The sequence below is a fragment of the Vibrio sp. SSH13-20 genome (genome assembly GCF_040104475.1).
Taxonomy (GTDB): domain Bacteria; phylum Pseudomonadota; class Gammaproteobacteria; order Enterobacterales; family Vibrionaceae; genus Vibrio; species Vibrio harveyi.
Window position 1 is genome coordinate 651,918 of sequence record NZ_JBECOU010000003.1, and the last position, 14,759, is coordinate 666,676.

Below are 14,759 nucleotides of genomic sequence, written 5' to 3' on the forward strand. Positions count from 1 at the left end.
ACGAATTAGGATTTTAATCTTTAGCTTATTAAAAGACTTAAATCAGTGCTGCGATCTTCTCAGCAACTTCTGTTTGGTTGTAAGTCTCTTGCTCACCACCCACCAAGTCTTTTAGTACTACGGTGTTTTCTGCAACTTCGTTTTCGCCCAGAACCAATGCTACTACAGCACCGACTTTATCTGCGCGCTTAAACTGTTTCTTGAAGTTACCACCACCGAAGTGACTCATCACACGAACGCCTGGAATAGCTTCACGAAGCTGTTCTGCTAGCTTCATACCAACCATCATTGTGCCTTCGCCTGCTGTCACAACGTAAACATCTACACTGCGACGAACGTCTGTTAGCTCTAGCGTTTCTAGCATCAGTACAAGGCGCTCTAGACCCATAGCAAAGCCAACGGCTGGTGTTGCACTGCCACCCAATTGTTCTACAAGACCATCGTAACGACCACCGCCACATACTGTACCTTGAGCACCTAGGCTCTCAGTGATCCATTCAAATACCGTGCGGTTGTAGTAATCCAGACCACGAACTAGACGCTCGTTAACTGTGTATTCGATACCTGCAGCGTCTAAAAGTTCACATAGACCTGCGAAGTGTGCTTTAGATTCTTCACCTAAGTACTCAGAAAGGCGAGGTGCATCACCTAAAATAGCCTGAACATCAGGGTTCTTCGTATCCAGAACTCGCAGCGGGTTCGTGTGCATGCGACGCTTACAATCTTCGTCTAGCACATCGATATGTTGCTCAAGGAATGCAACCAGTGCCGTGCGGTAGTCTGCGCGATCTTCTTGAGAACCGATAGAGTTAAGCTCAAGACGAACATGCTCATTGATACCCAGCTCACGCCATAGACGTGCAGTCATCATGATAAGCTCAGCATCAACGTCTGGACCATTTAGACCGAACACCTCAACACCACACTGGTGGAATTGACGGTAACGACCTTTCTGCGGACGCTCATGGCGGAACATAGGTCCCATGTACCACAGACGCTGTTCGTCACGGTTGATCAGACTGTTTTGAATACATGCACGCACACAACCCGCCGTACCTTCAGGGCGAAGTGTTAGGCTGTCTCCGTTACGATCATCAAAAGTGTACATTTCTTTTGAAACGACATCAGTCTCTTCACCAACCGCACGGCTGAATAGGTTTGTTTCTTCAACGATTGGCATGCGCACTTCGTTATAGCCGTATGCGCTCACAGTACTTTTTACTGCGTTTTCAAGTTTTTGCCACAGCGGAGACTGAGTTGGAAGGCAATCGTTCATGCCTCGGATTGCTTGGATTTTCTTTGCCACAATTATTACCGTCGCTTAGTAACCCGAGCACACTTAGTGTGCTCAAGCTATGAGATTAATCTTCTTGTTTGATATCGATGCGGTTAGCTTGATCTAATACAGATGCTTTCGCACGGATTTTCGCTTCTAGCTGATTCACTAGATCATCGTTGTCAAAACGCTCTTTCTGACGTTTGCCGTCTTCGTAGAATGCGCTCTTCTTGTTGCTGCCTGCCAGACCTAGGTGTGAAACCTCAGCTTCACCTGGGCCGTTTACGACACAGCCGATGATAGACACATCCATAGGTGTGATGATGTCTTCTAGGCGCTCTTCCAATGCGTTTACTGTGTTAATCACGTCGAATTCCTGACGTGAGCAGCTTGGACAGGCAATAAAGTTGATACCACGTGAGCGAATACGCAGAGACTTAAGAATATCAAAGCCAACTTTGATCTCTTCTACCGGATCTGCCGCCAACGAGATACGTAGCGTATCACCGATGCCTTCAGCTAAAAGCATACCAAGACCAACCGATGACTTCACAGCACCAGCTCTTGCACCACCAGCTTCGGTGATACCGAGGTGTAGTGGCTGGTCAATCTGCTTTGCCAATAGGCGGTATGAATCCACCGCTAGGAATACATCCGACGCTTTCACACTAACTTTGAACTGGTCAAAGTTAAGGCGGTCTAGATGATCCACATGACGCATCGCCGATTCCACCAATGCTTCTGGCGTTGGCTCACCGTATTTCATCTGCAGATCTTTTTCTAAAGAGCCACCGTTGACGCCAATACGGATTGGGATGTTTTTGTCACGGGCACAATCAACAACCGAACGAATACGCTCTTCGTTGCCAATGTTACCTGGGTTAATGCGCAAACAGTCAACACCGTACTCTGCCACTTTCAGTGCAATACGGTAGTCGAAGTGGATGTCCGCAACGAGCGGCACTGACACTTGCTGTTTGATAAGCTTAAAGGCTTCCGCCGCATCCATGGTAGGAACAGAAACACGTACAATGTCTGCACCCACTTTTTCTAATGCTCGGATTTGTGCGACTGTGGCTTCCACATCAGTCGTGCGAGTGTTTGTCATTGACTGTACAGCAATTGGTGCACCATCACCAATTGGCACATCACCCACATAAATACGCGTCGATTTACGACGAATAATTGGAGATTCGTGTTGCATAATATTTATAACGGTAAAGTGAATCTAGCTACTTTGCCTGAAGTATACCCAGAAAGGTCGACAGGTTCACTTGCAAATGTCATTGTTACGCCTTCAGGTGCGCCTAATATCACTTTAAACGGTGCTTTTCCGGCAAGTTCTACATCTTGACCCGGTTTGCGAGTACCACTTACCAGTGTTTTGCCGTTTGCGTCTTTAACTTGAATCCAGCAATCAGCTTTAAATTTCATAGTCAGTAACGTCATGCCTTCTGGAATAACTGGAGTTACTGGCTCTTCTGCCGCTTGAGCATCTTCGATAACCGCAACAGGCTCTTGAGCGGTTTCCTCAACAGCTTCAGCTGTCGGAGTTACTGTTGACTCAGCCATCCCCTCATCAGTCGCGCTCATTGTCGTATCAGCTTCAGAAACAACCGCTGGCGCAGCAGATACAGGAGCAATTTCAGCTGGAGTGCTTGCGATTAGCTCATCTGCGCTCATCTGATCGATATCAGCATCATTGGCAACATGTTCTGTTTCTGCCGTTTCAGAACTCAACTGTGCAAGGCTATTCTCTTGTTGGTTTTGCCACCACCATGCCGCGGAGATACCGGTAATCACGATCGCGATGGCCCAAGTCAGCAACATAATTCGGCTGTTGTGTTTCTCGTGCTTGGTTTTACGAGAGAAGCTTTGCATCTCTGTTTCTTGCGGCTTCACATGAACTTCAGATGTTTGCTCTAAAGCTGCCAAAACAATCTTTTCATCAAGACCAACGAGCTTTGCATACGAACGCAAATAGCCACGCGTGAATGTTGTGACCTGTTGTTCTTCAAATCGATTGTTTTCAATGTCTTCAATAACAGAAACGCGAAGTCTAAGGCGATCAGCAACGTGCTTCTGAGTCATGCCTAGAGATTCGCGTTTGTTTTTTAGTATTGTGCCTGCTTCCATAGAAAGCGGCACTTCATTAGTCTTTTCGTGTTCTGTCATAATGGCGGTATTTAATCTGTTTGGTGGCTAACGCAGTTATTTATTTTCGTTTTTGTTCTAATTAAGCCTCACTTAAAGATAGCTAGCCTAAACGCGTTAACCAAAAATAATCTTTTAGAAATTCTCAGTAGTCAGAGTAAGAATGCTCGTCTTGCAATGGTTCAGCAAAGCGTATTGGAAAAAATACTGAGAATAGTCAATGTCGTAGTTATATTTCACTCACCATGATAAGCGAATGTTTAACGAAGACAAAAACTCTTTGCTCTCAAATTAACAGATAGCTCAAGCTTTTGTCCAAAAATTGACACAGCAAAGTAAAATTAGCACCGTTCAGTCTGTCAGCATCAAATGACAATCCACTTGTAATAAACAAAATAGCCAGAGCATAAGGCTCTGGCTATTTCTTTATTCTTGGCGTCTTAAACCGCTTTTACATCGATAGTTTCAGCACCACGTGCTGCTTTTAAAGCTGCGGTACGTTTCGTACGGTCAATAACATCACCGACTAACTGACCACACGCAGCATCAATATCATCACCACGTGTTTTACGAACCGTTACGGTGTGGTCATATTGCATCAATGTTTTTTGGAAACGGTCAATACGTGAGTTACTTGGTTTCTTATAAGGTGAACCTGGGTACGGGTTAAATGGAATCAGGTTGATCTTGCATGGCGTATCTTTCATCAGCTCTGCCAACTCACGTGCGTGGTCCATGTCATCGTTCACATGATCAAGCAACACGTACTCTACCGTAACTTTACCGCGGTTAGCATTTGAAGACGCGATGTAACGGCGAACAGACGCGAGAAAATCTTGGATATCCCAACGGTCGTTGATCGGCATGATTTCACTACGTAGCTTGTCGTTTGGTGCATGAAGAGAAATCGCCAATGCTACATCAATTTTACCGGTCATCTGATCAAGACCAGAAACAACACCTGACGTTGATACGGTAACTCGACGCTTAGAAAGACCGAAACCAAGATCATCAAGCATGATTTCAAGCGCAGGGATAAGGTTCTTCATGTTAAGAAGTGGCTCACCCATCCCCATCATCACTACGTTAGTGATTGGACGGCGACCCGTTTCTTTCTGTAAGCCGATTTCACGTGCAGCACGCCATACCTGACCAATGATTTCAGATACTTTTAGGTTACGGTTGAAACCTTGTTGAGCGGTTGAACAGAACTTACACTCCAGCGCACAACCAACCTGAGAAGACACACATAATGTTGCGCGGTCATCTTCTGGGATGTAGACCGTTTCTACGTCTTGGTCACCCACCTTCATCGCCCACTTAATTGTGCCGTCTGAAGAATGTTGAGCCTCTGCTACCGTTGGTGCTTTGATTTCACACTTGTACTGCAGTTTTTCACGTAGTTTCTTGTTGATGTTCGTCATGTTATCGAAGTCATCAACACCGAAATGGTAGATCCACTTCATAACCTGATCAGCACGGAACGCTTTTTCGCCTAGCTCTTCCGCGAAAAATTGACGCATGCCCTTGCGATCAAAGTCGAGTAGATTGATTTTTTCAGTGGTCATGTTGCCTCTCAATGACTGAAACAAGAATAAGGGCGCGAATTGTACAGCCTTTATGCAGCTACAACAAGGGCTGTAAGACCCCGACTTCGCTAAGGCATTAAAATCTTGATGGTTAAATTTTAGTCAATTATTATCATTCATTCTTTCTAAGTAACAGATAAGAAAAAGCCCCGGAAAGATCCGAGGCTTAGGAAGCAAATTAGTACAAGATTAGCGAGGGCAAATCTCTGACTCTGGGAAGAAGTACTCGATTTCACGAGCTGCTGACTCAGGGCTATCCGAACCATGAACAGAGTTATGGCGCATGCTTAGTGCGTAATCGGCACGGATAGTGCCACATGCTGCTTCTTCTGGGTTTGTTTTGCCCATTAGCTCACGGTAGCGTGCGATTGCATCTTCACCTTCAAGAACCTGAACCATGATAGGACCAGATGTCATGAACTCTTTCAGTGCAGGGAAAAAAGGTTTGCCTTCATGTTCTGCGTAAAAACCGCTCGCCTGTTCTTCTGTCAGATGAACCATTTTTGCAGCAACGATACGTAGACCCGCCTTTTCGATACGGTGGTAGATTTCACCAATCAGGTTGCGTTCTACAGCGTCGGGCTTAACAATTGAAAACGTTCTTTCTAGAGCCATAAAGTTTCCTTTTTTGTACTTGTAATAATAGTTTTATATGAGTGACTTGCGTCTCTCTTAGTTATACCAGTACAGACGGGGTGTCTGCACTGGTAAAAGTCTTATTTTGCTGCTTGTTCGTTCAAGAAACGAGCAAGTGTGCGAACACCCATGCCTGTTGCGCCTGCAGCCCACTTATCAGACGCTGACTTACGGTACGTGCCTGCACAGTCAAAGTGCAACCAACCTTTCTTGTAATCCTCGACAAAGTAAGACAAGAATGCTGCAGCTGTACTTGCGCCAGGTGAGTAATCGCCAGAACTGATGTTAGATAGGTCAGCAAAGTTTGACGGCAGCATGCCACGGTGAAAATCAGCAAGAGGCAGTGGCCACAGACCTTCTTTCTCTTGGTTTGCCGCCGTTAGCGCTTGATGAGAAAGCTCATCATCAAAGCTCATTAATGCATGGTAATCGTTCCCTAGTGCATTCTTCGCTGCGCCCGTTAGGGTCGCACAGTCAATGATCAGTTCAGGGTTTTGCTCACTTGCGTAAATAAGACCATCAGCAAGAACCAAACGACCTTCTGCGTCGGTATTCATGATCTCAACGGTCTTACCATTTTTGTAAGTGATGATGTCGCCCAGTTTAAGTGCGCGACCAGAGACCATGTTCTCCGCACAACAAAGGATAAGCTTTACACGCTTATTAAGACCACGAAGAATAGCAAGACCAAGACCGCCAGTAATCGTACCTGAACCGCCCATATCCGCTTTCATTGCTGTCATGAAGTTTGATGGCTTCAAGCTGTAACCACCTGAATCAAAGGTGATGCCTTTACCTACTAGACATGCAAAGACTGGTGCGTTTTCATCGCCTGTTGGGTTGTAATCAAGTTGCAGCATTGCCGATGTGCGCTCAGAGCCACGACCTACGGCATAAATACCTTCCCAACCTTCAGAAAGCAGATCTTTATCTTTAACGATACGAGCCGTTACTGTACCTTGTGGCGCGATAGATTTGATGAATTCAGCTGCCATGGTTGCCAATTGACGTGGCGCCACTTCTTCTGCAGTTTTGTTGATGATATCGCGAGTAAAGTCCGTAGAAGTGATGCGAGCGTGAAGCTCTGCTTGGTCTTGCTCAGAAAGCTCAACCCATTCTAGTGTGCCGTGTTTTTTCGGGTTGCGGTAACCTTGGTGGAATGCCCAAACGCTCTCCAAATCCCAGTTATCACCAGCAAGTAAAACTGAACGAATTCCTTGGCCATCGAGTTGACGCGCTGCACGTTGAATCGCACCAAGATCGTGACCTTCACCTAGGTGAATGGTTGCGCCATTCTCAGCGAAAGAAAGCAGTGCTTTGTCGCCCCAATGTGGTGCCGCTGGTTCTTGGCTAAGAAATACAGACATCTGTGTAGACATGGTTTCTCCTTGTCTTATAACGGCGTTGCCTACGCCTCTTCTTTTTTAATAACTAACGGATGTTAGCATTATGTAGGGTAAAAATGTCAACTTGATAAAAAAACGGACCTAAAGGTCCGCTTTTTTTAGTGAGAATTGTTAACTCTGCTGCGTTTTACCGCCGAATTGAGCATTAATCTGCTTCGTCCATCCAGCACAAGATAACCGCTTCTAGAATCTTTTCATTACAATGGTTTGGCTCATCGTCAAACTCATCCAACTCCATGATCCATTGGTGAAGATCGGTAAAACGTACGGTTTTAGGATCTAAGTCGGGAAACTTGTCACAAAGCTCAATCGCGATATCGCGAGAATCTGTCCATTTCATTGCTCATCTTCCTTTTGCTTCGCCCCTATGTTGGGGAGATAGTATTAGTGATCTTCCGACGCGTGGTTTAGCGTGTATTTTGGAATTTCAACAACCAAATCTTCATCCGCTACTTTTGCTTGGCAACCAAGGCGAGATTCAGGCTCAAGGCCCCATGCTTTATCTAGCATGTCATCTTCTAGCTCTTCACTCTCTTCTAGCGAATCAAAACCTTCACGAATGATCACGTGGCAGGTAGTACATGCACATGACTTTTCACATGCGTGTTCGATACCAATGCCATTTTTTAGCGCTACGTCTAGAACGGTGTCACCAGTGTTTGCTTCCAACACTGCACCCTCTGGGCACAAATCTTCGTGTGGTAATACAATAATCTTAGGCATAACTACTTATCTCTTATATATCATTAACTGACTGACCTGACAGTGCAGCTCGAATCGATTTATCCATACGGCGCGACGCAAAATCTTGGCTTGCTTTGTCGGTGTCTTTGATGCCTTGCTCGATAGCGTCCGCATCTTCGCCGTTGCGCAGTTCAATCAGCGCTTCAATCACTTTTAATAGGTCTTGTTTCTCTTGGTCTGATAGTAGTTCATCACCATCAGCTTGCATCGCAGCAATCAAACCTTCAATCACACGATCCGCTTCTACGCGCTGCTCAGCCAGTGCACGAGCTTGCATGTCTTCTTTCGCGTAAGTCATCGAGTCACGCAGCATGTTTGCGACTTCGTCATCGCTTAAACCGTAAGAAGGTTTCACTTGGATTTCAGCCTGAACACCCGTGCTCTTTTCCATCGCAGTGACAGACAACAGACCATCAGCGTCCACTTGGTACGTCACGCGAATGTGTGCAGCACCAGCCGCCATCGGTGGAATGCCTTTTAATGAGAAACGAGCCAGTGAACGACAGTCATCCACCATTTCTCGTTCACCTTGTACGGTGTGCACGCTCATTGCCGTTTGACCATCTTTGAACGTCGTAAACTCTTGCGCACGAGCCACAGGAATAGTGGTGTTACGTGGAATGATTTTCTCAACCAAGCCGCCCATGGTTTCAATACCAAGAGATAAAGGAATAACGTCCAGAAGCAGCATCTCAGAGTCAGGTTTGTTACCCGCTAGGATATCTGCTTGAATACCCGCGCCGATTGCAACAACTTCATCTGGGTTAATGCTTGTCAGTGGTGTACGACCGAAGAATTCACCTACCATTTCACGAACAAGCAATGTGCGAGTTGAACCGCCAACCATAACCGCTTCAAGTACGTCTTCCGCATCCACATCCGCATCTTTCAATGCACGACGGCAAGACATCAGGGTTTTCTTCACTAGCGGACGAATCAGATCTTCGAACTGCTCGCGAGTCACAGAACCTTTCCAACCAAATACATCAACATCAACACTGTCTTGCTCAGAGAAAGCAATCTTAGTTGCTGTTGCAATGTTCAGCAGTGCACGGTTTTTCTCAGCAGAAAGCGGCGCTTCTAGACCAGCTTGCTCCATTAGGTAATCCGCTAATAGGTGGTCAAAATCATCACCGCCTAGCGCAGAATCACCACCTGTTGCTAATACTTCAAATACGCCTTTTGACAAACGTAGGATGGAGATATCGAACGTACCGCCACCTAGATCGTAAACCGCAATCACGCCCTCTTGACCAGAGTCTAGGCCGTAAGCGATCGCTGCAGCTGTCGGCTCGTTAAGCAGACGTAGCACATGAAGCCCCGCCAATTTCGCCGCATCTTTTGTACCAGCACGTTGAGCATCATCAAAGTAAGCAGGAACAGTAATAACCACGCCAGCTAACTCGCCGCCGAGTGTATCTTCTGCACGTTTTCCTAGTGCTTTAAGAATATCGGCAGACACTTCAATCGGGTTCTTGTCACCTTGTGCAGTTTGCAAAATAGGCAGACCGTTGTCGCTTTCTTTAAATTGGTAAGGCAAAGATGGGTAGCGAGCTTGAATGTCTTTTAGTGAACGACCAATCAGACGTTTTACCGAAATAATGGTGTTTTCTGGTTCTTGCTCTGCTTTTGCTTTTGCCTCGTAACCAACTAAAGCCGAGTCCTGTGCGTAGTTCACCACAGAAGGCAAAATGCTACGACCTTGATCGTCTTTCAGTGTTTTTGCGTCACCGCTGCGAACAGACGCAACCAAAGAGTTGGTAGTACCTAAGTCGATACCCGCTGCTAACTTGTGCTCATGAGGTGCCGAGCTTTGGCCCGGTTCTGCGATTTGAAGTAATGCCATGATAGGTCCTTGTCGCGCTAACTAGCCGAGGAGCTTGTCTTCAACCAGTTCAATTTCGTTCTTTAGCTTGGCAATGAATTTGAGTTTACGAACTCGGTCTGCAGCTTCCGCCCAAAGACCTTGGTCAAGTTCTTGTTCTACACTCGCCAAATGCTGTTTGTACATTTTGCTGACCTTAGAATCGAAGTCAAAAAGCGCTGATTCAGGATCAGAGCTGTCAGCAATGTCTTCCAGTTCTTCACGCAGTTCCATTTGTTCCATTAGGAACATCGGGTCTTGCATGGTTTGTTGCTCACCACGAATTTCTGTGCCGTTTTCTGCCAATATGTATTCAGCGCGAGAGATTGGATGCTTAAGTATTTGATACGCATCGTTGATTTGCGCTGCTTTTTGAACAGCCATCAAGCGATCACGCTCTGAGGCAGTCGCAAAGTTGTCTGGGTGGAAGCGTTTTTGTAGTTCTCGGAACTGAGAAGAAAGAAGGCTACCATCCAGCTGAAACTGACTTGGTAGCCCAAATAATTCAAAGTGATTCATTAAGATCGGGTCCTAGTAAAGCCTTCTGGACTCGCTTGCCCAGAAGGACAGTCAATTAGACGTTGAAGCTTTCACCACAACCACATTCACTTTTCGCGTTAGGGTTGTTGAATTCAAAACCTTCATTCAACCCTTCCTTAACGTAATCCAGCTCAGTACCGTCTAGGTATACTAGGCTTTTCTTATCAATGATGATCTTTACATCCGACAGTTCAAAAACTTCATCTTCTTCGTTTAGATCATCAACAAACTCAAGAACGTAAGCCATGCCGGAACAGCCTGTCGTCTTCACTCCAAGACGCAAACCGATACCTTTACCTCGGTTATCTAGGAATGCTTTTACGCGACTTGCCGCTGATTCTGTCATTGTGATGGCCATACTGCACCTTAGTCTGTCTAAATTACGTTTTGGAATGGGAGCATTTCAAGGGCTCCCATTATATACGGAATAATTATTCCTGGTGTTTTTTCTTGTAGTCAGCAACCGCTGCTTTGATTGCGTCTTCCGCAAGGATTGAGCAGTGAACTTTCACTGGTGGAAGCTCTAGCTCTTCTGCAATCTCAGAGTTTTTGATAGATGCCGCTTCGTCGATAGACTTGCCTTTTACCCACTCAGTTACTAGTGAGCTTGAAGCGATTGCACTACCACAACCGTATGTTTTGAATTTCGCGTCTTCAATGATGCCTTCTGGCGTCACTTTGATTTGAAGCTTCATTACGTCACCACAAGCTGGTGCGCCAACCATGCCGCTGCCTACTGATGGGTCTTCTTTATCGAACGAACCAACGTTACGTGGGTTCTCGTAGTGATCAATTACTTTTTCGCTGTATGCCATGATAAATTACCTCGAATCCTCTATTCAGTCCGTGAGATTAATGGTGAGCCCATTCAACAGTGCTCAGATCAACCCCTTCCTTGTACATATCCCATAGAGGAGACATGTCGCGTAGCTTAGTCACTGCAACGCGGATTTGTTCAATTGCGTAATCAATTTCTGCTTCAGTCGTGAAACGACCAAATGAGAAACGTACTGAGCTGTGCGCCAATTCGTCGTCTAGACCAAGTGCACGAAGAACGTAAGATGGCTCTAGGCTCGCTGATGTACAAGCACTACCAGAAGATACTGCTAGGTCTTTCAGTGACATCAGTAGAGATTCACCTTCTACGAATGCAAAGCTCACGTTTAGGTTGTGTGGAACACGCTGTTCAAGATCACCGTTCACCGTTACTGCTTCTAGATCTTTAACGCCATCTAAAAGACGGTTACGAAGTGCTAGCGCGTGATCGTAATCTTTTTGCATGTCTTCCTTCGCTACACGGAACGCTTCACCCATACCCACGATTTGGTGAGTTGGAAGTGTACCCGAACGGAAACCACGCTCATGACCACCACCGTGCATTTGCGCTTCCAGACGGATACGAGGCTTACGACGTACGTAAAGTGCGCCAATGCCTTTAGGACCGTATACTTTGTGCGCAGACAGTGAAATTAGGTCAACTTTCAATTCTTGAACATCGATTGGCAGTTTGCCCGCAGACTGTGCCGCATCCACGTGGAACACAATCTTACGTTCACGACATAGTTCGCCGATTGCAGCGATGTCTTGGATTACACCAATCTCGTTGTTAACATGCATGATTGATACCAAAACAGTGTCTTCTCGCATCGCTGCTTGAAGTTTGTTTAGATCGATCAGACCGTTTGATTCTGGCTCTAGGTAAGTCACTTCAAAGCCTTCGCGTTCTAGTTGACGACATGGGTCAAGAACCGCTTTATGCTCTGTTTTACAAGTGATTACGTGTTTACCCTTCTTAGAGTAAAAATGTGCTGCACCTTTGATAGCAAGGTTGTCAGACTCTGTCGCACCAGATGTGAATACGATTTCGCGAGGATCTGCATTTAGAAGGTCAGCAATTTGCTCACGAGCAGTATCTACAGCTTCTTCTGCCTGCCAGCCGTAACGGTGCGAACGCGAAGCTGGGTTGCCAAATGTGCCATCCATTGTCATGTACTGAACCATTTTTTCAGCAACACGAGGATCTACTGGACATGTAGCGGAATAATCAAGATAAATCGGCAGTTTCATTCTCTACTCCAATGTAAAATGCTGACCGCTAAGAGCGGACGTTTACACCGATGGGCGCGGCGGTTGTATTTTTGTTTGAAAGCCCATGAGTTACCGCCAGATCAATGTCCTGACGATCAGAAATTTCTAAAACTTCATTGTCTGTCATTAGCTCACCGAGCGTAATGTTATTCAAGAAGTCACTAATACGAGAGCTCAGGTCACGCCATAGGGTGTGAGTTAAGCAACGAGTGCCACCCTGGCAATCGCCTTTGCCTTGGCATTTGGTTGCGTCTACTGACTCATCAACCGCGGCAATCACAGTGCCAATGGCAATGCTGTGCGCGTCTGCTCCAAGTCGGTAACCACCACCAGGACCACGAACGCTGGCTACAAGACCTGCTTTACGCAATTTTGAAAAAAGCTGCTCTAAGTATGAGAGCGAGATCCCTTGACGCTCTGAGATATCTGCAAGAGGTACTGGGTTTTGTTGCGAATGCAGTGCCACATCCAGCATGGCTGTCACCGCATATCTTCCTTTAGATGTAAGTTTCATACCACACCGTATCCACATGGTTTGTAATGATTAGGATTTTTCCATACCCGACTAAAACGGTCAAGTATTTATTTGACTATTTTAGTCAGGTATTCATCCTTACACCTAAAGTGGTTATTATTTGTTCAGAGTTTCTTTTCGATCGCCGTCAAAACACCGCGCAGAATATTCAACTCTTGCGCCTCTGGTCGTGCACGTGAGTACAAACGACGCAGCTTGTTCATCACCTGACCCGGCTGTTCTTTGTTGATAAATTGGGTATCAACCATCACCTTTTCAAGGTGCTCAAAGAACATTTCTAGCTCTTTATGACGTGGATACTCTTCAGGCTCACTTGGGGCGTATTGACTTTGCTCTAGGTTGAGGTGTGCAACACGAACTTCATAGCTCAACGTTTGGACGGCCATCGCTAAGTTAAGCGAACTGTATTCAGGGTTAGCAGGAATGCAAACATGATAGTGACACTTTTGCAGTTCATCATTCGTTAGACCGGTTCTTTCTCGACCAAAGACCAATGCGACTGGGTGCTTTTGCCCTTCAACTGCAAACTTTTCTCCACACTCACGTGGCTCAAGCATTGGCCATTCAAGTGTACGTGAGCGAGCACTTGAACCCACAACAAGACCGCAATCTTCAATGGCTTCTTCAAGCGTACTTACTACAGTGGCATTTTGAGCAATATCACCAGCACCAGCAGCAAGCGCAAGGGTTTGATCATCGACTTCACATTGCGGATCAACCAATACTAGTTGGCTTAAACCCATGACTTTCATTGCTCGAGCTGCCGAGCCAATGTTGCCTGAATGAGAAGTTCCGACGAGTACGATTTTTACTTGATCCAACATCTGTGTTTGCTACCTGAATTAAAACCGAGGGATATTATCATAATTTTCTAATACACCCTAGAGTGAAGCGGGCTTCTATTCGCATTCTCATCAATTGTTTTCTTCTCTATCGACATAGCTATCACAACTCGTTTTTCTTGCGCACAAAAAATAACCACTTCCCTTTTCGTTTGACTCTGGTATACTCGCCGCCGCTTTAAATTGTTCTTTAACATCCGTTGGGAAATTCGTATGCATCCAATGCTAAACATTGCTATTCGCGCTGCGCGAAAGGCAGGCAATCACATTGCTAAATCATTAGAAAACACAGATAAAATTGAATCTACGCTAAAAGGCACTAATGACTTTGTTACTAATGTAGACAAAGAAGCAGAAGCTATCATCATCGATACTATCAAGCACTCTTACCCAGAGCACTGCATCGTTGCTGAAGAAGCTGGTCTTATCGAAGGTAAAGATAAAGACGTACAATGGATCATCGACCCAATGGATGGCACTAATAACTTTGTAAAAGGTTACCCAACTTTCGCAGTATCTATCGCGGTTCGCTTCAAAGGTAAAACTGAAGTGGCTTGTGTATACGATCCAATGCAAAACGAGCTATTCACTGCACAACGCGGTGCTGGCGCTCAGCTAAACAACGCTCGTATCCGTGTTACTCAACTTAAAGACCTACACGGTACTGTTCTTGCGACTGGTTTCCCATTCAAACAGAAGCAACACTCTGAGTCTTACATTAAGATCGTAGGTTCTCTATTCACTGAGTGTGCTGACTTCCGTCGTAGCGGTTGTTCTGCTCTTGACCTATGTTATGTGGCAGCTGGTCGTGTAGATGGTTACTTTGAGCTAGGTCTAAAACCTTGGCAGATGGCTGCAGGTGAGCTTATCGCTCGTGAAGCTGGCGCAATCCTAACTGACTTCGCTGGCGGTACTGACTACATGAAGTCTGGTAACATTGTTGCTTCTAGTGCTCGTGGCGTGAAATCTATCCTTAAGCACGTTCGCGAAAACGGCAACAGCGCGATCCTTAAGTAAGATTCTGAAGTCATACTAAGCCCGTCACGCTGATGACTTTTGAATAGCCCCGCTCATTGAGCGGGGCT

16 protein-coding genes are annotated in these 14,759 nt (G+C 45.8%); 1 reads left to right on the forward strand and 15 read right to left on the reverse strand.

The features are described from left to right. Nucleotides 1-37: 37 nt before the first annotated feature. The 15 genes from hisS to trmJ form a co-directional block, all read right to left on the reverse strand. On the reverse strand, nucleotides 38-1,306 hold the full coding sequence (gene hisS / locus ABMY42_RS11785; protein ID WP_005447704.1) for a histidine--tRNA ligase: 1,269 nt from the start codon (nucleotides 1,304-1,306) through the stop codon (nucleotides 38-40). Nucleotides 1,307-1,361: 55 nt separating this feature from the next. Further along, complete coding sequence (gene ispG / locus ABMY42_RS11790) at nucleotides 1,362-2,480, reverse strand: flavodoxin-dependent (E)-4-hydroxy-3-methylbut-2-enyl-diphosphate synthase (RefSeq protein WP_005424674.1); 1,119 nt, start codon at nucleotides 2,478-2,480, stop codon at nucleotides 1,362-1,364. 5 nt (nucleotides 2,481-2,485) lie between these two features. Beyond that, complete coding sequence (gene rodZ / locus ABMY42_RS11795; RefSeq protein ID WP_017188502.1) at nucleotides 2,486-3,451, reverse strand: cytoskeleton protein RodZ; 966 nt, start codon at nucleotides 3,449-3,451, stop codon at nucleotides 2,486-2,488. Nucleotides 3,452-3,870: 419 nt separating this feature from the next. Beyond that, a complete protein-coding gene (locus tag ABMY42_RS11800; protein ID WP_005447708.1) occupies nucleotides 3,871-4,998 on the reverse strand; it encodes a bifunctional tRNA (adenosine(37)-C2)-methyltransferase TrmG/ribosomal RNA large subunit methyltransferase RlmN in 1,128 nt (375 codons plus the stop codon). Nucleotides 4,999-5,208: 210 nt separating this feature from the next. Beyond that, a complete protein-coding gene (gene ndk / locus ABMY42_RS11805; protein WP_005440311.1) occupies nucleotides 5,209-5,634 on the reverse strand; it encodes a nucleoside-diphosphate kinase in 426 nt (141 codons plus the stop codon). Between the two features lie 101 nt (nucleotides 5,635-5,735). Further along, a complete protein-coding gene (gene pepB, locus ABMY42_RS11810) occupies nucleotides 5,736-7,034 on the reverse strand; it encodes an aminopeptidase PepB (RefSeq protein WP_005447710.1) in 1,299 nt (432 codons plus the stop codon). Between the two features lie 172 nt (nucleotides 7,035-7,206). Beyond that, on the reverse strand, nucleotides 7,207-7,401 hold the full coding sequence (gene iscX, locus ABMY42_RS11815) for a Fe-S cluster assembly protein IscX (protein WP_005424887.1): 195 nt from the start codon (nucleotides 7,399-7,401) through the stop codon (nucleotides 7,207-7,209). Between the two features lie 44 nt (nucleotides 7,402-7,445). Beyond that, nucleotides 7,446-7,784, reverse strand: coding sequence for an ISC system 2Fe-2S type ferredoxin (fdx, locus tag ABMY42_RS11820; RefSeq protein ID WP_005424889.1), 339 nt, complete (start codon nucleotides 7,782-7,784; stop codon nucleotides 7,446-7,448). 13 nt (nucleotides 7,785-7,797) lie between these two features. Beyond that, the gene (gene hscA, locus ABMY42_RS11825; RefSeq protein ID WP_349266327.1) at nucleotides 7,798-9,651 is read right to left on the reverse strand and encodes a Fe-S protein assembly chaperone HscA; all 1,854 of its coding nucleotides are present in this window, start codon (nucleotides 9,649-9,651) and stop codon (nucleotides 7,798-7,800) included. A gap of 21 nt (nucleotides 9,652-9,672) precedes the next feature. After that, the gene (hscB, locus tag ABMY42_RS11830; RefSeq protein ID WP_005447715.1) at nucleotides 9,673-10,188 is read right to left on the reverse strand and encodes a co-chaperone HscB; all 516 of its coding nucleotides are present in this window, start codon (nucleotides 10,186-10,188) and stop codon (nucleotides 9,673-9,675) included. A gap of 55 nt (nucleotides 10,189-10,243) precedes the next feature. Then, nucleotides 10,244-10,567 (reverse strand): iron-sulfur cluster assembly protein IscA, encoded by a 324-nt coding sequence (iscA, locus tag ABMY42_RS11835; protein ID WP_005424893.1) that lies wholly within the window; start codon nucleotides 10,565-10,567, stop codon nucleotides 10,244-10,246. A gap of 73 nt (nucleotides 10,568-10,640) precedes the next feature. Further along, nucleotides 10,641-11,024: a Fe-S cluster assembly scaffold IscU gene (gene iscU / locus ABMY42_RS11840; RefSeq protein ID WP_005424883.1), complete on the reverse strand. Its 384-nt coding sequence runs from the start codon at nucleotides 11,022-11,024 to the stop codon at nucleotides 10,641-10,643. Between the two features lie 37 nt (nucleotides 11,025-11,061). Further along, nucleotides 11,062-12,276, reverse strand: coding sequence for an IscS subfamily cysteine desulfurase (locus tag ABMY42_RS11845; protein WP_005447719.1), 1,215 nt, complete (start codon nucleotides 12,274-12,276; stop codon nucleotides 11,062-11,064). Between the two features lie 28 nt (nucleotides 12,277-12,304). After that, a complete protein-coding gene (gene iscR, locus ABMY42_RS11850; RefSeq protein ID WP_005381720.1) occupies nucleotides 12,305-12,811 on the reverse strand; it encodes a Fe-S cluster assembly transcriptional regulator IscR in 507 nt (168 codons plus the stop codon). Between the two features lie 125 nt (nucleotides 12,812-12,936). Further along, on the reverse strand, nucleotides 12,937-13,656 hold the full coding sequence (trmJ, locus tag ABMY42_RS11855) for a tRNA (cytosine(32)/uridine(32)-2'-O)-methyltransferase TrmJ (protein WP_009697671.1): 720 nt from the start codon (nucleotides 13,654-13,656) through the stop codon (nucleotides 12,937-12,939). Between the two features lie 231 nt (nucleotides 13,657-13,887). Here trmJ and suhB point away from each other — a divergent pair, with 231 nt between their 5' ends. After that, nucleotides 13,888-14,691 carry an inositol-1-monophosphatase gene (gene suhB / locus ABMY42_RS11860; protein WP_005447724.1) on the forward strand — a complete coding sequence of 268 codons (804 nt, stop codon included), beginning with the start codon at nucleotides 13,888-13,890 and terminating at the stop codon, nucleotides 14,689-14,691. Nucleotides 14,692-14,759: the final 68 nt, after the last annotated feature.